Source organism: Paraburkholderia caffeinilytica (genome assembly GCF_046030355.1).
Classification (GTDB): Bacteria; Pseudomonadota; Gammaproteobacteria; order Burkholderiales; family Burkholderiaceae; genus Paraburkholderia; species Paraburkholderia caffeinilytica_B.
In genome coordinates this window covers 346,210-364,927 of sequence record NZ_JAQQCQ010000004.1, presented here as the reverse complement: position 1 = coordinate 364,927, position 18,718 = coordinate 346,210, and the positions used below count along the sequence as shown (strand labels likewise).

Genomic DNA, 18,718 nt, shown 5'->3' with positions numbered 1-18,718 from the left:
CGGTTGCGAACCTGTTGTGAAACGGGGGCAGCGCAGCGGCTGCAAGACGTCCAAAAACGCCCCGCTGAACCGGATTGTCCCGCCGGCCCTGCGCAATAGGCGCGCGAGATGGTCGAATCGAGTATTGTAAACGGTTGTGTGCTTAGGCCGCTCGGCGCTGCTGCAAGCTGCCTGGAGCTCGGTCCCGGCTCAGCCTCGGCAACCGCCGCACCGCCCGTTTTGCATGTTGCCGTTCTCTTTGCCAACCTTGGTTGCCATGATTTCCGCTGCTCCGTCTGCTTTGCCCGTTCTGCCGATATCGACGAATCCCGCGCATTGCCCAGATCGCGCAAATTGCGCGCGTGCCGCGGCGCTGGCCGCATTGCGTGAAATCGATCCGGCAACCAAGGCAGCCGCGGCACGCGCGTTATACGCCGCGGCGCTGGACGGCAGTCTCGCATTATTCGCCGACCTCGAACTCGCTGAGCCGGCCGGCCTGCCAGGCCGTCCCGCACGTCCCGAACTGGTCGATCCGCGCAAACTGAAGCGCCGCAGCATGCAATCGCCCGAAGGACGCGCGGTCTTGCTGCATGCGCTGGCGCATATCGAATTCAACGCCATCAACCTTGCGCTCGACGCCGTCTGGCGTTTTTCCGGCATGCCCGCTGCGTTCTACACCGACTGGCTCAAAGTCGCCGCCGAAGAAGCGCATCACTTCTCGCTGCTGGTCGCACGGCTGGCGGAATTCGGCCATGTCTACGGCGATTTTCCCGCCCACGACGGCCTCTGGGATATGTGCGAGCGCACCCGCGCCGACGTGCTGGCCCGCATGGCGCTTGTGCCGCGCACCCTCGAAGCGCGCGGCCTCGACGCCTCGCCGCCGATCCGCGCCCGCCTGCAGCAGGCGGGCGACCACGCGTCCGCGGCGATTCTGGACGTGATCCTGCGCGACGAAATCGGTCATGTGCTAATCGGCAACCGCTGGTTCCGTCACCTGTGCGACGAGGGCGGCCTCGATCCGCACACCACCTACACGCACCTTGCCGACCAGTATCGCGCACCGAAATTACGCGGTCCGTTCAATTTCGAGGCGCGCCGCGACGCCGGTTTCGACGAAACCGAACTGGCCGCGCTGGTCGCCCTGGCGGGCCTCGACGCTGAGCAGACGGTGCCTCCGATCATGCAGGGCTCAGATAACTGAAGCCTTTTTCCATCGCCAGACGTCACGCATCGTCCGGCTATCTCGTTATAATCGAACGACCATTCTTTTTTCGGGCGCGCCGTTCATGAATACATCCAGGTCTGAATTCGTCGCCGTGCGCGGCATCCGTCTGCACGTGCGGCGCTGGGGCAATCCGGATGCGCCGATGCTGTTCATGCTGCACGGCTGGATGGACGTGGCCGCATCGTTCCAGTTCGTCGTCGACGCATTGGGCGGCGACTGGCAGGTGATTGCGCCCGACATGCGCGGCTTCGGCCTGTCGGACTGGCCGGTCGCGGAACGCGGCGGCGGCAACTACTGGATCCAGGACTACGTTGCCGATCTCGACGCGCTGCTCGACCACTATGCACCGACTGGCGAAGTGAATCTGGTTGGCCACAGCATGGGCGCGAACATCGTCTGCCTGTATGCAGGCGTGCGGCCCGAGCGGGTGCGGCGCGTGGTCGATCTGGAAGGCTTCGGTCTCGCGCCGTCGCACTCGGCGCAAGCCCCCAGGCGCCTGCGCAACTGGCTCGACGAGCTGCGCGATCCGCCGCAATTGAAGCGCTACGCCTCACTGGACGACGTCGCGGGCCGTCTGATCAAGACCAACCCGCGCCTCCCACCGCAGCGCGCGCAGTTCCTCGCCCAGCATTGGTCCAAACCGGACGGAGAAGGGCGCTTCATGCTGCTCGCCGATCCGGCGCACAAACTGCGCGGGCCGACGCTGTACCGCCTCGACGAAGTGATGGCCGTGTGGCGCAAGGTCACCGCGAAAGTGCTGCACGTCGAGGCCGCCAACTCGCCCACGCTTGCACAGATCGCCGGCGAGATTCCGCTCGACGAATTCAAGGCGCGCTTCCAGGCGTTTCCGAACTGGCGCGAGAAAATCATCGACGAAGCGGGGCATATGGTGCATCACGATCAGCCCGAGCAGGTCGCCGCGCTGATCGAGGGCTTCTGCGCCTGAACCTTGCAAAAGGATTTCGGCGCGAGGTCCACTATCGCGAGATAGCGCTGCGGCCATTTACTGCGTTGCAGTAAAATAAGAGCAGAACTTTCTCAAGACCAAGATGAACGCCGACCTCCACTGTCACTCCACCGTATCCGACGGCCAGTTCGCGCCGGCCGATGTCGCGCGCCGCGCGCACGCGGGCGGCGTGACGCTGTGGGCATTGACCGACCACGACGAGCTGGGCGGTCAGCACGAAGCGCGCAGCGCCGCTGAGGCGCTCGGCATGGGCTACCTGAGCGGCGTAGAGATTTCGGTCACGTGGGCGTCGCGTACGGTGCACATCGTCGGGCTGGGCGTCGATCCGACCAGTTCGATCCTGATCGACGGCCTCGCGCGCACCCGCAACGGCCGTGCGGCGCGTGCCGAAGCCATCGGCGAGCAGTTGGCCACGCTCGGCATCCCCGACGCCTATCAAGGCGCGCTCAAATACGTCTCGAACCCGGACATGATTTCGCGCACGCACTTCGCGCGCTTCATGGTCGAAAACGGCTACGCCAGCTCCACGCAGGACGTGTTCAACCGCTTCCTCGGCGACGGCAAACCCGGCTACGTGTCGCATCGCTGGGCGAAACTGGCGGACGCGGTGGGCTGGATTCAGGCGGCCGGCGGCGAGGCGGTCATCGCCCACCCGGGTCGCTACGCATACTCGCCGGTCGAATTCGACGCGTTTTTTGCCGAATTCATCGACCTCGGCGGCAAGGCGATCGAAGTGGTGACGGGCAGCCATACGCCGGATCAGTACCGCGAATACGCTGACGTCGCGCGCCGCTTCGGCTTCGAAGCCTCGCGCGGCTCCGACTTCCATGCACCGGGCGAGGGCCGTGTCGATCTCGGCACGCTGCCGCCGCTGCCTTCCGATCTCAAGCCCGTCTGGGAACGCTGGCTGTGATCGCGTGCCGTGCCGCGGTGGCACGATATGCGCGAATGTCCCCGTCCGAGGGGCATGCTTTCGCCCGATCTTCCGCCCGGCTCCCGCCCGAATTTTTATCCGCTTTTTTTCGTCTGTTTTCGTCCGCTCTGTCGTCCGTCGCCACCCGTCGCCATCGTTAGTCAACATGTCCCAATACTTTCGGCTTCATCCGGATAACCCGCAGCCGCGCCTCGTCAAACAGGCCGTGCAGATCATCAACGACGGCGGCGTCGTCGCGTTGCCGACGGATTCGAGCTACGCGCTCGCCTGTCATCTCGACGACAAGGACGCGGTCGAGCGCCTGCGGCGCATTCGCGGGCTCGACGAGAAGGCCTTGTTGTCGCTGCTGGTGCGCGATCTCTCGGAGTTGTCCAACTTCGCAATGGTCGACAACCGGCAGTACCGTCTGATCAAGTCGGTCACGCCGGGCCCTTACGTTTTCGTGCTGCAGGCTACCAAAGAGGTGCCGCGGCGCCTGTCGCATCCGTCGCGCAAAACGATCGGCCTGCGGGTGCCGGAACACGCGATCACGCTGGCCATCCTCGAAGAACTCGGCCAGCCGCTGCTCGGCTCCACGCTGATCATGCCGGGCGAAACCCAGCCGCTGAACGATCCGGAAGAAATCCGCGAACGGCTCGAGAAACAGCTGGACCTGGTGATCGACGGCGGCCCGTGCGTGTGCGAACCCTCCACCGTGATCGACTTGACCGGCGCCGAGCCGGTGCTGGTGCGGGCAGGGCGCGGTTCTCTCGCGCCGTTCGGTCTCGAAGAGACGGCATGAGCGAAAGCGGACAGACGCACGCAATCGCGTTGTTACAATAGCGAGATATGGATTCTTCCCTGATACAAACCATTGCGGTTTACGCATTGCCGGTGATTTTCGCGATCACGCTGCATGAAGCCGCGCATGGCTACGTCGCGCGCTGGCTCGGCGACAACACCGCGTACGTGCTCGGCCGCGTCTCCCTCAATCCGATGCGGCACATCGATCCGCTCGGCACGATCGCGATTCCCTTGCTGCTGTACTTCGCCACCAGCGGCGCGTTCATGTTCGGTTACGCGAAGCCCGTGCCGGTCGCCTTCGGCAACTTGCGCAATCCGCGTTGGGGCAGTCTGTGGGTCGCGGCCGCCGGGCCGGCCTGCAATTTCGTGCAGGCGCTGGTGTGGGGTCTGGTCGGCGTCGCACTTGCCGTTGGGGGGATTGAGGAGCCTTTCTTCACGCGCATGGCGGCCGCCGGCGTCGGCGTGAACCTCGTGCTCGGTGTGCTCAACCTGTTTCCGCTGCCCCCGCTCGACGGTGGCCGCGTGCTGATGGCGCTGTTGCCGCCACGGCAATCGATCACGCTGTCGCGCCTTGAACCGTACGGCTTTTTCATCGTGATGGCGCTGGTCATGACAGGCACGCTCACGCGCTATTGGCTCAGCCCGCTCGTCACGCTGGGCTATGGCGCGATTACCGCAATTCTGACTCCCCTTGTTTCGCTTTTCTAAATAACCATGTTCCCAGACCGTATCTTCTCCGGCATGCGGCCCACCGGGTCGCTGCACCTCGGCCACTATCACGGCGTGCTGAAAAACTGGGTGCGGCTGCAGTCCGAATACCCGTGTTTCTTCTGTGTGGTCGATTGGCACGCGCTGACGACGCACTACGAAACGCCCGAAGTGATCGAAAAGAACGTGTGGGACGTGCTGATCGACTGGCTCGCCTCGGGTATCGATCCGGCGCAGGCTACGCTCTTTATCCAGAGCAAGGTGCCCGAACATGCGGAACTGGCGCTGCTGCTCGGCATGAGCACGCCGCTCGGCTGGCTCGAACGCGTGCCTACCTACAAGGAGCAGCAGGAAAAGCTGAAGGACAAGGACCTGTCCACCTACGGCTTCCTCGGCTATCCGGTGCTGATGGCGGCGGACATTCTGCTGTACCGCGGCTCGCTCGTGCCGGTCGGCGAAGATCAGGTGCCGCACGTCGAAATGACGCGTGAAATCGCGCGCCGCTTCAACTACCTGTATGGCCGCGAACCGGGCTTCGAACAGAAGGCGAATGAAGCAGCGAAGAAGCTGGGCGGCAAGCGCGCCAAGCTTTATCACGAGCTGCGCAACGCGTACCAGCAGGAAGGCGACGACGAAGCACTCGAACAGGCACGCGCGATGTTGCAGGAATCGCAGAGCCTGTCGATGAGCGATCGGGAGCGTCTGTTCGGCTACCTCGAAGGCTCGCGCAAGATCATTCTGGTCGAGCCGCAGGCCATGCTGACCGAAGCGTCGCGCATGCCGGGTCTGGACGGCCAGAAGATGTCGAAGTCCTACGGCAACACGATCGGCCTGCGTGAAGACGCGGAAACGATCACGAAGAAAGTTCGCACCATGCCGACCGATCCGGCCCGCGTGCGCCGCACCGATCCGGGCGATCCGGACAAATGCCCGGTGTGGCAACTGCATCAGGTCTACACGGACGAAACCACCCACGAGTGGGTGCAGAAGGGCTGCCGAACCGCAGGTATCGGTTGTCTCGAGTGCAAGCAGCCGGTGATCGAAGGCATTCTGCGCGAGCAGCAGCCGATGCTCGAGCGCGCGCAGAAATACATGGACGATCCGTCGCTGTTGCGCGCGATCGTCGCCGACGGCTGCGACAAGGCCCGCAAGTTCGCCACGGAAACGATGCGTGACGTGCGCGAGGCGATGGGCCTGTCGTACAACTGATCGCGGCACGGAAGCGATGAGCACCTCGGTTGCCAGGTCGGACGGTCCCTCGCACGGAAACGGCGAGCCGTCGCGCTGGGTGCGCCACTGGGCGCATCTGGTCGCGGCGGGCGGTGCGGTGCTCGACGTGGCGTCGGGGGCCGGGCGGCATGCACGGTTCTTTGCCTCGCTGGGCCATCCGGTGACCGCGCTCGACCGCGATGCGTCCGCGCTGGACCTGATGCGCGACGAGCCGCGCATCACCACGCTCGCGGCTGACATCGAAGGCGCCGCATGGCCTTTGCCCGCCGACGCGAAATTTGCAGCGATCGTGGTTACGAACTATCTGCATCGGCCGCTGTTTCCGCAGCTTCTGCGCTCGCTCGCGCCCGGCGGCGTACTGGTTTACGAGACCTTCGCGCAAGGCAACGAAAGGGTCGGCAAGCCGTCTAACCCGGCATTTTTGCTTGCACCCGGCGAGCTGCTCGAGGTGGTGCGCGGCCACCTCCGCGTGGTCGCATTTCAAGACGGATTTCTCGCGCAGCCGCGCCCGGCTTACGTCCAGCGGATATGCGCAATTATGGAGGCGGATCGCTCAGCCGAGCGTGCCGAGGCGGCACCCCCGCCTTGTTACGAGCTGGCTGGCTAATCCGCTACAATCGCGGTTTACCTGATCAAATTCATGGCGTTTCATGACTAACGGCAATCAAAGCAGCACTGGCGGCGTTCAGATTCGCGGCAGCATCCCTGCCATCATTACTCCCATGCTCGAAGACGGCGGCCTCGATCTGCCGGCGTTTCGCAAACTGATCGACTGGCATATCGCAGAGGGCACGAACGCACTGGTCGTGGTCGGCACGAGCGGCGAGTCGGCCACGCTGTCGGTCGAAGAGCACGTGCTGATGGTCAAAACCGCAGTCGAGCACACGGCGGGCCGGATTCCGGTGATCGCGGGCTCGGGCGGCAACTCCACCACCGAGGCCATCGAACTCACGCAGCAGGCGAAGGCCGTCGGCGCGGATGCCACGCTGCAGGTCGTGCCGTACTACAACAAGCCGACCCAGGAAGGCATTTATCGCCACTTCGCGAAGATCGCCGAAACCGTCGATCTGCCGGTCATTCTGTACAACGTGCCGGGCCGTACGGTTGCGGACATGAGCAACGAAACGATTCTGCGTTGCGCGCAGGTGCCGGGCATCATCGGGGTGAAGGAAGCGACGGGCAATATTGATCGCGCCGCACATCTGATCAAGTCGGCGCCGGCCCATTTCGGCATCTACAGCGGCGACGATCCCACGGCGATCGCGCTGATGCTGCTTGGCGGCCACGGTAATATCTCGGTCACCGCAAACGTCGCGCCGCGCGCCATGAGCGATCTATGCAAAGCCGCGCTTGCCGCGGACGCGAAGACCGCTCGTGAGATTCATCTGAAACTCCTGTCGCTGCATAAGAACCTGTTCATCGAGTCGAATCCGATTCCGGCGAAATGGGCATTGCAGCAACTGGGTCGTGTGCAGGGCGGAATCCGCCTGCCGCTCACGCCGCTCGACGCGCAATACCACGACGTGGTGCGCGGCGCGCTGCGCGAAGCGGGTCTGCTGGGCTAAACGGGCTTGTCCCGGCAACTCCCAGCTTAACCAAAGCCTGCCACCGGCACTCCCTTAACCGACGTCGATCCAGCCCACGTTCCCGGCACACAGAACCAGGCACCGCGTTCCAGCATCACGAAGGACCTCATGAAACGTTCCGCACTTTCCCTCCACGCAACCCGCATGGCGGCGCTGGCGCTTGCCCTGGTAACGCTCGCCGGCTGTGACACGCTGAACGACTGGTTCGCCTCCGACCGCGTCAATTACAAGGGCGCGGGCAGCGCACCGCCGCTCGCCGTTCCGGGCGATCTGAGCACCGCGCCGACCGACGGGCGTTATGTTGCGCCGCCGGCCAATCTGGCGCTGGGCGGCGCGCAGCAGCGCGCCGTCACGGCCGCGGGCAATTCCACCGAAGGCCAGCCGAATGCGCAGGACCCGCTGGGCATGCACATCGAGCGTGACGGCGATCGCCGCTGGCTGGTGGTCGACGGCCGCACGCCGGAACAACTGTGGCCGCAGCTGCAGGAGTTCTGGCAGGAGAATGGCTTCGCGCTGAAAACCGACGCGCCGGCCACCGGCATCATGACCACCGACTGGGCTGAAAACCGCGCCAATATTCCGGACGACTGGTTCCGTCGCACGGTCGGCAAAGTGATCGACTTCGCTTACTCGTCGGGCACCCGCGACAGCTTCCGCACGCTGGTGTCGCGTGGCCCGGCTGATACGACGGACATCTCGATCACGCATAGCGCGATGGAAGAAATGCTGACGGGCCAGGACAAGACGTCGTCGCGCTGGGAAGAGCGTCCGCGCGATCCGGCGCTGGAAGCGCTGTTCCTGACCAAGCTGATGCAGAAGTTCGGCCTGACCGAAGCGCAATCGAAGCAACTCCTGACCGATGCCCGCTCGGCTACCGCGCCGGCTACGATCGACCAGAGCGCGGGCGCCTCGACGCTCGATCTGCAGGAATCGTTCGACCGTGCATGGTTGCGCGTGGGTCTCGCGCTTGACCGCACCAACTTTACCGTCGACAACCGCGACCGCGCGAAAGGCATCTACTACGTGCGCTATGCGGACTCGATGCAGGAGTTGAAGAAGGAAGGGCTCTTCGGCAAGCTGTTCTACAGCGGCAATTCGTCGAAGAAGCCGGGTCAGGAATTCCTCGTCAATGTGCGCTCGAAGGGCGATACCGTGACGCAGGTGGCGGTGCTGGACGCGAACGGACAGGTGGATAACTCGTCCGACGCACAGCGCATCGTGACGTTGCTGCACGCGCAACTGAACTAAGCGGGCTGTGCGCTTCGCCAGTCTCGGCAGCGGCAGTGAAGGCAATGCCTTGCTGGTGGAAGCGCAAAGCGGCGCGACCACCACGCGCGTTCTGCTCGATTGCGGCTTTTCGGCCAGGGAAGTCGAGCGGCGTCTGACGCGGCTCGGCGCGGGCGTCGAGGGTCTCGACGCCATTCTGATTACACATGAACACAGCGATCACATTGGCAGCGCGCTGACGCTGGCGCGCAAGTGGTCGATTCCGTTGTACATGAGTTGGGGCACCGCCCGCGCGGTGGGTGCCGACGAAGCCGACGTCGACCTGCAGGTGCTGTGGGGCGACGAAGCGGTGGCGATCGGCGACCTCAGCATTCTCCCTTACACCGTTCCTCACGACGCTCGCGAGCCGCTGCAATACGTGCTCTCCAATGGCGCGAGCCGGCTTGGCGTGCTGACCGACGTCGGCACTTCCACGCCGCACATCAGCGCGGTGCTGAGCGGCTGCGACGCGCTGGTGCTCGAATGCAATCACGATGTGCGGATGCTGGCGGGTAGCCGCTATCCTCAATCGCTGAAGGCGCGTATCGGCGGCAATCATGGGCATCTGAACAACGAAGCGGCGGCAGAAATCCTGGCTTCGCTCGATCGTTCGCGCTTGCGCCATCTGGTGGCCGCCCATCTGAGCCAGCAGAATAATTCGCCGGAACTGGCGCGGGCTGCCATGGCGGGGGTGCTGGGCGCCGCGCCGACCGAAGTGGTCGTGGCCTCTCAGGATGAAGGCTTCGCCTGGCTGAGCTTGTGAGCTTGTGACCCGTAGCTGATTGACTCATCGCTAATCGCCTGGCATCGTCAGTTTCGGCGATTCGCCGTTGACATGCCGGCAGTGCAATGAAAAAAGCCCATGACGATTGCTCGCCATGGGCTTTTTCTACAAGGCCGGTGTTTCGGGCACCGCGCCCTGCTTGCGTCAGACTTAGTTGCGGTTGCCGCCGAAGATGCCGAGCAGCGCGAGCAGGTTGACGAACACGTTGTACAGATCCAGATAGATCGCAAGCGTAGCGGTGATGTAGTTCGTTTCCCCGCCGTTCACAACGCGCTGGACGTCGAACAGCATGTAGGCCGAGAAGATCACGATGGCCAGCATCGACACCGTCAGCATCAACGCCGGCAGATGCAGGAACACGTTCGCGACCGAAGCCAGCAGCAGCACGATCACACCCATGAACAGCCACTTGCCCAGACCCGAGAAGTCACGTTTGCTGACCGTGGCGATGGTGGCCATGGAGGCGAAGATCACACCAGTGCCACCAAAGGCGAGCATGATCAGCGATGGGCCGTTCGAAAAACCGAGCACGAAGCTCAGGATGCGCGACAGCATCAGGCCCATGAAGAACGTGAAGCCGAGCAGCACGAACACGCCGATCGCGCTGTCTTTGGTTTTCTGGATGGCGAACATGAAGCCGAAGGCGATCGCGAAGAACGCCAGCATGCTCATGCCGGGGCTGGTGGCGGCGAACAGCGAGAAACCGGTGGCGACGCCTGCCCAGGCGCCGAGCACTGTCGGGATCATGGACAGCGCGAGCAGCCAGTAGGTGTTCCGTAGCACGCGGTTGCGCGTTTCGACCGTGCTGACCGCGCCATTGCGGCCAAAGCTATACGGATGATCGTTCATGGTCTCTCCTTACCTCAGAAGCGTGTTGCGTAGTGGTTGTGCAGCGGGTTGTACCACATGGTGCGTCAGGCGTGCGGCGCCGGCCGGAATGCTTGCCGCCGGTCGCCAAGGTGTTCATCCCTAAGATTGGCGCGGCGGCGGGGAGTTTCAATACCCGGAAAATGCCCACACGGCCTACGCTACCAGTATTCGGAAACTCCTGCTTGGAGTCTTTCAATGCTGTAAGGGTTCAATCGCAATCATACACGGGAACATGCTACAATAGCGGATTCATTTGAATCTGTAACCTCTTAATTTTTTGGAGTTTTTATGGCGATCGAACGCACCCTGTCGATTATCAAGCCGGACGCAGTGGCCAAGAACGTGATCGGTCAGATCTACAGCCGTTTCGAAAACGCTGGTCTGAAGATCGTGGCTTCGCGCATGGTCCACCTGTCGCGCGCTGACGCAGAGAAGTTCTACGCTGTGCACGCCGCACGTCCGTTCTTCAAGGACCTGGTCGATTTCATGATCTCGGGCCCGGTGGTCGTGCAAGCGCTGGAAGGCGAAAACGCGATCCTGAAGCACCGCGACCTGATGGGCGCAACGGACCCGAAGAAGGCAGAAAAGGGCACGATCCGCGCCGATTTCGCCGACAGCATCGACGCTAACGCGGTGCACGGTTCGGACGCCGCTGAAACGGCCGCAGTTGAAATCGCGTTCTTCTTCCCGCAAGTGAACGTTTACTCGCGTTAAGCAGCGGGTTTGGCCGGTCTGGTCGGGTTTGAACGCGTTTGTGTTGTAGGCGCGATCTGCGATTCGTGCGCTGCCGTTGGATTTGTCGCACGAATCCGCACGAACAGCCCGGCAAAGTAGTAAGGTAAAGCAGCAGGAATGGGCGCGAACGGCATTGCGTTCATGCAGCTTGTTGCATGAACGTAGTCTCGCACTGAAATGGCAGGATTCGATATGACGAGCAGTCCCACCGTCAACCTTCTCGACCTCGACGCCCAAGGGCTTGTCGCCTACTGCGACAGCCTGGGCGAGAAGCCGTTTCGCGCCAAGCAATTGCAGCGCTGGATCCACCAGTACAACGCTGCCGACTTCGACGGCATGACCGATCTGGCGAAGTCCTTGCGCGAAAAGCTCAAGGGGCGCGCAACGATCACGATGCCCGGCATCGTCAGCGACAATATTTCGACCGACGGCACACGCAAGTGGCTGATCGACGTCGGTAACAGCAACGCGGTTGAAACCGTCTATATCCCCGAAGAAACGCGTGGCACGCTGTGCGTGTCGTCGCAGGCCGGGTGTGCGGTCAACTGCCGTTTCTGTTCGACCGGCAAACAGGGTTTCTCCCGCAATCTCACCACCGGCGAAATCATCGGCCAACTGCGTATGGCCGAGTTCGCGCTGCGCGCGACGCGCGGCACTGACGGCGGTCGCGCCACGGGCGGTGACGGCAAGGGCGAGCGCGTCGTCACGAACGTGGTGATGATGGGCATGGGTGAGCCGCTGCTCAATTACGACGCGGTGGTGCCCGCCATGCGCCTGATGCTGGACGATAACGCGTACGGCCTGTCGCGCCGCCGCGTCACGCTGTCCACCTCGGGCGTGGTGCCGATGATGGACCGGCTGGGCGCCGATCTGCCGGTGGCGCTCGCGGTATCGTTGCATGCGCCGAGCGACCCGCTGCGCGACATGCTGGTGCCGCTGAACAAGAAGTATCCGCTGCGCGAACTGATGGCCGCTTGCCAGCGCTATCTGAAAGTCGCGCCGCGCGATTTCATTACGTTCGAATATTGCATGCTCGACGGCGTGAACGACAGCGAAGCGCAAGCACGCGAATTGCTGGCCGTTACGCGTGACGTGCCGTGCAAGTTCAACCTGATTCCGTTCAATCCGTTCCCCGAGTCGGGTCTCATCCGCTCGAAGCCGGAACAGATCAAGCGGTTTGCACAAGTGCTGATGGACGCGGGCGTCGTCACCACGGTGCGTAAGACACGCGGCGATGATATCGACGCTGCCTGCGGTCAGTTGGCCGGTGCGGTGAAAGACCGCACGCGCCTTGCTGAGCGCACCGGGAAGGCAGCAAAGGTGATCGAGGTTCGCGCCGTGTAATCGCGTGAGGCGGCAGGGCGCAGCGTTCGGAGCAAAGCTGTCCGGGCGTGCAAAAACCCGGCACACCGTCTGCGATTGAAAAGAAAGTTTGCAGAAGCGATCGGAAGCGGCACACAAGGCCGCGCATTTTGTTATAAACGGTCTGCGATTCCGGCGTGAGGCTTTGGCCCGCCCGGGTGGCACAAGTGAAAAAGAATCGACGCGAAAGGATTTGGGATGAGTGAGCCGCAGCACCCGCAGCCGCAGGACACAGACACAAACGAAGGCCATCCGGCGCCAATCGCCCGGGCGGTGGTGCAGCCTGTTGCACAGCCGGGTCAGGCGGGCTTGGCGGGTTTGGATTCCCTGGCGGCAGTTGGCGCGCGCTTGACCCAATTGCGTGAATCGAAGGGCTGGACGATCGAAGACGTGTCGGCGCGCCTGAAGGTCTCCGTCATCAAGCTGCGTGCGCTCGAATCCGGCGACATCAGCCATTTGCCGGACACGACTTTTGCGCTTGGTGTGGTGCGCAGCTACGCAAAGATGCTCGGCGCCGATCCCACGCCGTTCACGCAGGCTTTGCGCCGCGAGAAGGGTGTGCCCGCGCCGGATTTGTCGATGCCGGCTTCGTCGGGCAAGGATTTGCCGCGCGGTCGTGTATCGCTGTCGCTCGGCGGCAGCGGGCAAAAGAGCCGTTCGTGGCTGTGGGGCATCGCCGCGGTGATTGTTGCGGTGATCGCGCTCGGCATGTGGCATACCAATGGCGGTGATTCGTCGGCGTGGCTCGCGCGGTTGAAGGCCAGCGCGAATGGTACAACGGGTGGCGCGACCGGGGCATCGGGCGCGGTGGCGCAGGGTCAGCCGGCAGGTTCCGAGGCAACCGCGGAAGATGCTGCTTCCGCGCCGGAAACGCAGGCTGCAGCGGATAACGCAGCAGCGTCGGGTACGCCGATGCCCGCGCCGCTGGCGACCGGTACGGCGCCGTCTTCGGCGCCGGCGGTCACGGCGGCAGCAGTCGCGCCGAAGGCCGGTTCGCAGGTCCAGGCGGCAGCGCAGGGCGCGAGCGTGCCGGTAGTTGCCGCGATCGGCGCACCGGCCACTGCAGATACGGCGGCGCCGGCTGCGGGTGAGGCGATCGTCGCGTTGCGTGTGACGCAAGACAGCTGGTTCAGCGTGCGTGGCAAAGATGGCAAGGAAGTGTTCTCCGGCCTCGTGCGCGCAGGCGATACGAAGGAAGTGACGGGCGTGGCCCCTTTCAAGGTCACCGTCGGCAACAAGGCGGGGCTCGAGTCGCTTACGCTCGATGGCCAGCCGGTCGATCCGTCGAAATATTCGGCGGCCAAAGGCAATGTGGCGCGTTTCGCGTTGCCTTGATTAGATACGGTATGCGTCGCGGCCAACCGGGTCACGGCGCTTTTTCAATTCAGGCGCTACGTCTTTTGTGTGGCGCATGCGGCGTAAATGGGTTTTTCGATGCAATCCGAAGCTCAATCCCAATCCAGTAGCAAGATCGTTTCAAACGAGCCGGTGTTTGGCGGCCACGCTGTGCGGCGCAAGTCGCACGCGGTCGACGTCCGTTGGGGCGGCCAGCTCGTCACCATCGGTGGCGATGCGCCGGTGCGCGTCCAGTCGATGACCAACACCGACACCGCGGACGCGATCGGCACCGCGATCCAGATCAAGGAACTGGCGCAAGCCGGTTCGGAACTGGTGCGTATCACGGTCAACACGCCGGAAGCGGCGGCGGCCGTGCCGGCTGTTCGCGAGCAGCTCGACCGCATGGGTGTGTCGGTGCCGCTGGTCGGCGATTTTCATTACAACGGCCATTTGTTGCTGCGCGATTACCCCGCGTGCGCGGAGTCGCTCTCGAAGTACCGGATCAACCCCGGCAACGTCGGCCACGGCGCGAAGCGTGACACGCAGTTCGCGCAAATGATCGAAGCGGCGGTGAAGTACGACAAGCCGGTGCGGATCGGCGTCAACTGGGGCAGCCTCGATCAGGACCTGCTCGCGAAGATGATGGACGAAAACGCCGCGCGTTCCACGCCGTGGGAAGCGCAGAGCGTGATGTACGAAGCACTGATCCAGTCGGCGATTGGCTCGGCGGAGCGCGCGGTCGAAATCGGCCTGCCGCGCAACAAGATCATTTTGTCGTGCAAGGTCAGCGGCGTGCAGGATCTGATCGCGGTGTACCGTGAACTCGCCCGCCGTTGCGACTTTGCATTGCACCTGGGTCTGACCGAAGCGGGCATGGGTTCGAAGGGCATCGTGGCGTCGACCGCTGCGTTGTCGGTGTTGCTGCAGCAAGGCATTGGCGACACGATCCGTATTTCGCTGACGCCGGAACCCGGTGGCCCGCGAACAGGCGAAGTGATCGTCGGCCAGGAAATTCTGCAGACCATGGGCCTGCGGTCGTTCACGCCGATGGTGATCGCGTGCCCGGGCTGCGGCCGTACCACCAGCACGCTGTTCCAGGAACTGGCGTCGCAAATCCAGACCTATCTGCGTACGCAGATGCCGGTGTGGCGCGATCAATATCCTGGCGTCGAGAAAATGCACGTCGCGGTGATGGGCTGTATCGTCAACGGTCCGGGCGAATCGAAGCAGGCGAATATCGGCATCAGCTTGCCGGGTTCGGGCGAAAATCCGGCCGCGCCGGTGTTTATTGATGGCGAGAAGGTCAAAACGCTGCGCGGCGATAACATCGCGCAAGAATTCCAGCAAATCGTGAGCGACTACGTCGAGCGCCGCTATGGCCGCGCCGAAGCACTCAATTAAATACCGTCGATCGAAGACAGATGACTGAACAGAAGAAAAAGCTCGAAAAGTTGTCCGGCGTGAAGGGCATGAACGACATCCTTCCGCAGGAAGCCGGATTGTGGGAATTTTTTGAAACGACCGTCAAGTCGTTGCTGCGCTCGTACGGATACCAGAATATTCGTACGCCGATCATCGAGCATACGCAGTTGTTCAAGCGCGGCATCGGCGAAGTGACTGACATCGTCGAGAAAGAGATGTACAGCTTTACCGACGCGTTGAATGGCGAAAATCTGACGATGCGCCCGGAAAACACGGCGGCTGTCGTGCGCGCAACGATCGAGCACAACATGCTGTACGACGGTCCGAAGCGTCTATGGTACATCGGTCCGATGTTCCGCCATGAGCGTCCGCAGCGTGGCCGTTATCGGCAGTTCCATCAGGTTGGCGTGGAAGCGTTGGGTTTCGCCGGCCCGGACGCCGATGCTGAAATCATCATGATGTGCCAGCGTCTGTGGGACGACCTCGGCTTGATGGGCATCAAGCTCGAACTCAATTCGCTGGGTCTCGTGGAAGAGCGCGCGGCACATCGCGTCGAGTTGATCGCTTACCTCGAAAAGCACATGGACGTGCTCGACGAAGAGGCAAAGCGCCGCTTGTACACGAACCCGCTGCGCGTGCTCGATACGAAGAATCCGGCCATGCAGGAAGTCGCGCAGAACGCGCCCAAGCTGATCGATTTTCTCGGCGAAGAATCGCGCGCGCACTTCGAAGGCCTGCAGCGCATTCTGAAGGCGAACAACATCCCGTTCACGATCAATCCGCGTCTCGTGCGCGGTCTCGATTATTACAATTTGACCGTGTTCGAATGGGTGACCGACAAGCTTGGCGCGCAAGGCACGGTGGCGGCCGGCGGCCGTTACGATCCGCTGATCGAGCAGCTCGGCGGTAAGCCGACGGGTGCATGCGGCTGGGCGATGGGTGTCGAGCGTATCCTCGAGTTGCTGAAAGAAGAGCAGCTCGTGCCGGAAGACGAAGGTTGCGACGTGTACGTCGTCCATCAGGGCGACGCGGCGCGCGAACAGGCCTTTATCATCGCCGAGCGTTTGCGCGATACGGGCCTCGACGTGATCCTGCATTGCAGTGCGGATGGCCAGACGGCGAGCTTCAAATCGCAGATGAAGCGTGCAGACGCGAGCGGCGCGGCATTCGCAGTGATTCTCGGCGAAGACGAGATCGCCAACGGTACGGTCGGCGTCAAGCCGCTGCGCGATACAGGCGATACAGGCGGTAACGGCGGTAAAAACGAGCAACATAACGTGCCCGCCGAAGACTTGACCGAATTTCTAATCAATGCGATGGTTGCAACCGCCGAAGACGGCGACGACTGATCGCGATGTCGTCGAGCCGGTTGGGTGCCAATCAGGCTCGACACGCACACGTATCAAGAAAGAGGAAATCGCCGGGCGATGAGTTACCACGACGAACAAGAATCGATTGAAAGTCTGAAGGCATGGTGGACGCAGTGGGGTAATGCAACCACGTGGATCGTGCTGGTGGCCTTGGTTGCCGCAGCAAGCTGGAACGGCTGGAATTTCTGGCAGCGGCGTCAGGCTGCGGAAGCTGCGGTGCTGTACGACCAGGTGCAGCAAGCAGTGGCATCGGGCGACAAGGCGAAGATCACGCGCGTCGCCACCGATATGGAAGACAAGTTCAGCCGCACCGCGTATGCGCAGATGACCGCGCTGGGCGCCGCCAAGGCGCTGTACGCCGCGGGTGACGAAGCCGCCGCGAAGGCCCAGTTGCAATGGACCATCGATCACGCGAAAGACGACGAGTTCAAGCAGATCGCCAAGCTGCGTCTGGCTTCGCTGCTGCTTGACGACAAGGCTTACGACCAGGGTCTCGCACTGCTCGCCGAACCGCAGTCCGATGCGTTCAAGGGCATTGTGGCGAATGGCCGCGGTGATCTGCTCGCGGCTCAAGGCAAGCGTGACGATGCACGCGCAGCCTATAAGCTCGCGCTCGACTCGCTGTCGAAAAACGATAGCTCGGCTCGCCAGTTGATTCAGTTCAAGCTGGACGCGCTGGGCGGCTAATCGCCGCATGCAGTGCGCCGCATGACACGACCAACCGGTCTCCTTTAATAATTTCCTGAATGCTTCGTCCACCGATGAATCTGCTGAAACGTTACGCTGTGCCCGTTGCCTGTGCGATGACCGTCCTCACCATGGCGGCTTGCTCATCCACGAAAGACGAGCGCCGCGTGCCCACGCCGCTCACCGAGTTCAAACCCGTGCTCGACGTGCAGCAGGCGTGGAAGGCCAGCGTGGGCAAGGCAGGTCGTTACCTGTTCTCGCCGGTTGCGGTCGGCAACGCGGTGTACGCGGCCGGCGCGAACGGCTCGGTGGCGAAGATCGACGCGCAAACCGGCCAGGATATCTGGCGCGTCAAGCTGCATGACGACCTCTCAGCAGGTGTCGGCAGCGACGGCACGCTCACGGCGGTTGGCGGGCTGAAGGGCGACGTCTACGTGCTTGGTGCTGACGGCAAGCAGTTGTGGACGGCCAAGGCGCCAGGCGAAATCATCTCGCCGCCGCTGGTCGGCAACGGCCTCGTGGTGGTGCGCACGGTCGACGGTCAGATCGTCGCGTTCAATGCGCAAACGGGCGAGCAGAAGTGGAACTATCGCAACCGTGCGGTGCCGCTCAATCTGCGTGTCTCGTCGGGCATGACGTTTGCCGGCGACGCGGCCGTGCTGGCTGGCTTCCCGGGCGGCGCATTCGCCGCGATCAACCTGCAGACCGGCGACAACTACTGGCAGACCCCGGTGTCGTATCCGAAGGGCGTGACGGAAGTGGAGCGCATCAACGACGTGACGGGTCCGCCCACGCTGCTCGGTTCGGAAACCTGTGCGGTGACGTTCCAGGGTCAGATTGGCTGCTTCGACGCGAACTCAGGCCGGGCAGTGTGGGAAAAGGCGTTTTCGAGCACCAGCGGCCTCGCGCAGGATGACCGCGCCGTGGTGGCGGCGGACGACTGGTCGGTGGTGTCGGCGTTCGACGTCAGCAACGGCGCCACGCTGTGGAAGAACGACAAGCTGAAGAATCGCGACCTTAGCGTCCCGTTCATCCTGGGTCACGCCGCCGTGCTGGGCGACTACCAGGGTTACGTGCATTTCCTGTCGCGCGACGACGGCACGCTTGTGGCACGGGTGAAGACCGACGGCAGCCCGATTACCGCAGCGCCTGTATTGGCCGGCGAGACGCTGGTTGTGCTGACGCACGACGGCGATCTGTACGGCTACCGTCCGCGCTAATCGCGCAGGCCATCGGCAGTCAGGCGTGCAGGCCGGCTTCGCCGGCCGCGCGCGTTTTTGTTGTACAGCAGAGCAATCAGAAGTAACCAGAAATATTCCGCCGGACTGGCTGGTCCGGCAAGTCGGATCAGAAACGGCCCATGTGGCCATCGGTGGCTGCTTGCGGCGCCACCTTCAGCGGCGCCTTCGTAGACTTCGTCGATACGGCAGAGAATCGTATCGAACTGTCGTGCGAGCCGTTGAGCAAGAAAG

At 63.0% G+C, this 18,718-nt stretch carries 18 protein-coding genes; 17 read left to right on the top strand and 1 reads right to left on the bottom strand.

From position 1 onward, the window contains the following. Positions 1-256: 256 nt before the first annotated feature. The 10 genes from PQQ95_RS08620 to PQQ95_RS08575 all read left to right on the top strand — a co-directional run bounded on the left by PQQ95_RS08620 (position 257) and on the right by PQQ95_RS08575 (position 9,441). Positions 257-1,180 (top strand): ferritin-like domain-containing protein, encoded by a 924-nt coding sequence (locus PQQ95_RS08620; protein ID WP_408436820.1) that lies wholly within the window; start codon positions 257-259, stop codon positions 1,178-1,180. Between the two features lie 85 nt (positions 1,181-1,265). Next, complete coding sequence (locus PQQ95_RS08615) at positions 1,266-2,150, top strand: alpha/beta fold hydrolase (protein WP_408436818.1); 885 nt, start codon at positions 1,266-1,268, stop codon at positions 2,148-2,150. A 103-nt stretch (positions 2,151-2,253) separates the two neighbouring features. After that, positions 2,254-3,084, top strand: a complete 831-nt coding sequence (locus PQQ95_RS08610; protein WP_408436817.1) for a 3',5'-nucleoside bisphosphate phosphatase — start codon at positions 2,254-2,256, stop codon at positions 3,082-3,084. 166 nt (positions 3,085-3,250) lie between these two features. After that, positions 3,251-3,886: an L-threonylcarbamoyladenylate synthase gene (locus tag PQQ95_RS08605; RefSeq protein ID WP_054038207.1), complete on the top strand. Its 636-nt coding sequence runs from the start codon at positions 3,251-3,253 to the stop codon at positions 3,884-3,886. 47 nt (positions 3,887-3,933) lie between these two features. After that, on the top strand, positions 3,934-4,596 hold the full coding sequence (locus PQQ95_RS08600; RefSeq protein WP_408436815.1) for a site-2 protease family protein: 663 nt from the start codon (positions 3,934-3,936) through the stop codon (positions 4,594-4,596). 6 nt (positions 4,597-4,602) lie between these two features. Continuing rightward, positions 4,603-5,805 carry a tryptophan--tRNA ligase gene (locus PQQ95_RS08595; RefSeq protein ID WP_408436813.1) on the top strand — a complete coding sequence of 401 codons (1,203 nt, stop codon included), beginning with the start codon at positions 4,603-4,605 and terminating at the stop codon, positions 5,803-5,805. Positions 5,806-5,821: 16 nt separating this feature from the next. Beyond that, positions 5,822-6,433 (top strand): class I SAM-dependent methyltransferase, encoded by a 612-nt coding sequence (locus PQQ95_RS08590; protein WP_408436812.1) that lies wholly within the window; start codon positions 5,822-5,824, stop codon positions 6,431-6,433. Between the two features lie 43 nt (positions 6,434-6,476). Further along, positions 6,477-7,391, top strand: a complete 915-nt coding sequence (gene dapA, locus PQQ95_RS08585; RefSeq protein ID WP_408436810.1) for a 4-hydroxy-tetrahydrodipicolinate synthase — start codon at positions 6,477-6,479, stop codon at positions 7,389-7,391. Between the two features lie 129 nt (positions 7,392-7,520). Next, on the top strand, positions 7,521-8,660 hold the full coding sequence (bamC, locus tag PQQ95_RS08580; protein ID WP_200565523.1) for an NlpB/DapX family lipoprotein: 1,140 nt from the start codon (positions 7,521-7,523) through the stop codon (positions 8,658-8,660). A gap of 7 nt (positions 8,661-8,667) precedes the next feature. Beyond that, entirely contained in the window at positions 8,668-9,441 is a 774-nt protein-coding gene (locus tag PQQ95_RS08575) for an MBL fold metallo-hydrolase (RefSeq protein ID WP_408436808.1), read from the top strand. Between the two features lie 171 nt (positions 9,442-9,612). Here PQQ95_RS08575 and PQQ95_RS08570 read toward each other — a convergent pair whose 3' ends face one another. Next, entirely contained in the window at positions 9,613-10,311 is a 699-nt protein-coding gene (locus tag PQQ95_RS08570) for a Bax inhibitor-1/YccA family protein (protein WP_408436807.1), read from the bottom strand. Positions 10,312-10,620: 309 nt separating this feature from the next. Here PQQ95_RS08570 and ndk point away from each other — a divergent pair, with 309 nt between their 5' ends. The 7 genes from ndk (at position 10,621) to bamB (ending at position 18,466) form a co-directional block, all read left to right on the top strand. After that, positions 10,621-11,046 carry a nucleoside-diphosphate kinase gene (ndk, locus tag PQQ95_RS08565; RefSeq protein ID WP_012433533.1) on the top strand — a complete coding sequence of 142 codons (426 nt, stop codon included), beginning with the start codon at positions 10,621-10,623 and terminating at the stop codon, positions 11,044-11,046. Positions 11,047-11,259: 213 nt separating this feature from the next. Further along, positions 11,260-12,411, top strand: coding sequence for a dual-specificity RNA methyltransferase RlmN (rlmN, locus tag PQQ95_RS08560; protein ID WP_063497997.1), 1,152 nt, complete (start codon positions 11,260-11,262; stop codon positions 12,409-12,411). A gap of 216 nt (positions 12,412-12,627) precedes the next feature. After that, positions 12,628-13,764 carry a helix-turn-helix domain-containing protein gene (locus PQQ95_RS08555; RefSeq protein ID WP_408436805.1) on the top strand — a complete coding sequence of 379 codons (1,137 nt, stop codon included), beginning with the start codon at positions 12,628-12,630 and terminating at the stop codon, positions 13,762-13,764. 87 nt (positions 13,765-13,851) lie between these two features. Continuing rightward, positions 13,852-15,168 (top strand): flavodoxin-dependent (E)-4-hydroxy-3-methylbut-2-enyl-diphosphate synthase, encoded by a 1,317-nt coding sequence (gene ispG, locus PQQ95_RS08550; RefSeq protein WP_408436804.1) that lies wholly within the window; start codon positions 13,852-13,854, stop codon positions 15,166-15,168. 20 nt (positions 15,169-15,188) lie between these two features. After that, positions 15,189-16,538: a histidine--tRNA ligase gene (gene hisS, locus PQQ95_RS08545; RefSeq protein ID WP_408436802.1), complete on the top strand. Its 1,350-nt coding sequence runs from the start codon at positions 15,189-15,191 to the stop codon at positions 16,536-16,538. Between the two features lie 78 nt (positions 16,539-16,616). Further along, positions 16,617-17,246, top strand: coding sequence for a YfgM family protein (locus PQQ95_RS08540; RefSeq protein WP_408436800.1), 630 nt, complete (start codon positions 16,617-16,619; stop codon positions 17,244-17,246). A 74-nt stretch (positions 17,247-17,320) separates the two neighbouring features. Beyond that, positions 17,321-18,466: an outer membrane protein assembly factor BamB gene (gene bamB, locus PQQ95_RS08535; RefSeq protein WP_408436798.1), complete on the top strand. Its 1,146-nt coding sequence runs from the start codon at positions 17,321-17,323 to the stop codon at positions 18,464-18,466. Positions 18,467-18,718 lie beyond the last annotated feature (252 nt).

What these genes read in the sequence shown, in the direction of transcription:
- PQQ95_RS08620 (WP_408436820.1), top strand. Translation starts at nt 257, where the DNA reads ATGATTTCCGCTGCTCCGTCTGCTTTGCCCGTTCTGCCGATATCGACG.
- PQQ95_RS08615 (WP_408436818.1), top strand. Translation starts at nt 1,266, where the DNA reads ATGAATACATCCAGGTCTGAATTCGTCGCCGTGCGCGGCATCCGTCTG.
- PQQ95_RS08610 (WP_408436817.1), top strand. Translation starts at nt 2,254, where the DNA reads ATGAACGCCGACCTCCACTGTCACTCCACCGTATCCGACGGCCAGTTC.
- PQQ95_RS08605 (WP_054038207.1), top strand. Translation starts at nt 3,251, where the DNA reads ATGTCCCAATACTTTCGGCTTCATCCGGATAACCCGCAGCCGCGCCTC.
- PQQ95_RS08600 (WP_408436815.1), top strand. Translation starts at nt 3,934, where the DNA reads ATGGATTCTTCCCTGATACAAACCATTGCGGTTTACGCATTGCCGGTG.
- PQQ95_RS08595 (WP_408436813.1), top strand. Translation starts at nt 4,603, where the DNA reads ATGTTCCCAGACCGTATCTTCTCCGGCATGCGGCCCACCGGGTCGCTG.
- PQQ95_RS08590 (WP_408436812.1), top strand. Translation starts at nt 5,822, where the DNA reads ATGAGCACCTCGGTTGCCAGGTCGGACGGTCCCTCGCACGGAAACGGC.
- dapA (WP_408436810.1), top strand. Translation starts at nt 6,477, where the DNA reads ATGACTAACGGCAATCAAAGCAGCACTGGCGGCGTTCAGATTCGCGGC.
- bamC (WP_200565523.1), top strand. Translation starts at nt 7,521, where the DNA reads ATGAAACGTTCCGCACTTTCCCTCCACGCAACCCGCATGGCGGCGCTG.
- PQQ95_RS08570 (WP_408436807.1), bottom strand. Translation starts at nt 10,311, where the DNA reads ATGAACGATCATCCGTATAGCTTTGGCCGCAATGGCGCGGTCAGCACG.
- ndk (WP_012433533.1), top strand. Translation starts at nt 10,621, where the DNA reads ATGGCGATCGAACGCACCCTGTCGATTATCAAGCCGGACGCAGTGGCC.
- rlmN (WP_063497997.1), top strand. Translation starts at nt 11,260, where the DNA reads ATGACGAGCAGTCCCACCGTCAACCTTCTCGACCTCGACGCCCAAGGG.
- PQQ95_RS08555 (WP_408436805.1), top strand. Translation starts at nt 12,628, where the DNA reads ATGAGTGAGCCGCAGCACCCGCAGCCGCAGGACACAGACACAAACGAA.
- ispG (WP_408436804.1), top strand. Translation starts at nt 13,852, where the DNA reads ATGGGTTTTTCGATGCAATCCGAAGCTCAATCCCAATCCAGTAGCAAG.
- hisS (WP_408436802.1), top strand. Translation starts at nt 15,189, where the DNA reads ATGACTGAACAGAAGAAAAAGCTCGAAAAGTTGTCCGGCGTGAAGGGC.
- PQQ95_RS08540 (WP_408436800.1), top strand. Translation starts at nt 16,617, where the DNA reads ATGAGTTACCACGACGAACAAGAATCGATTGAAAGTCTGAAGGCATGG.
- bamB (WP_408436798.1), top strand. Translation starts at nt 17,321, where the DNA reads ATGAATCTGCTGAAACGTTACGCTGTGCCCGTTGCCTGTGCGATGACC.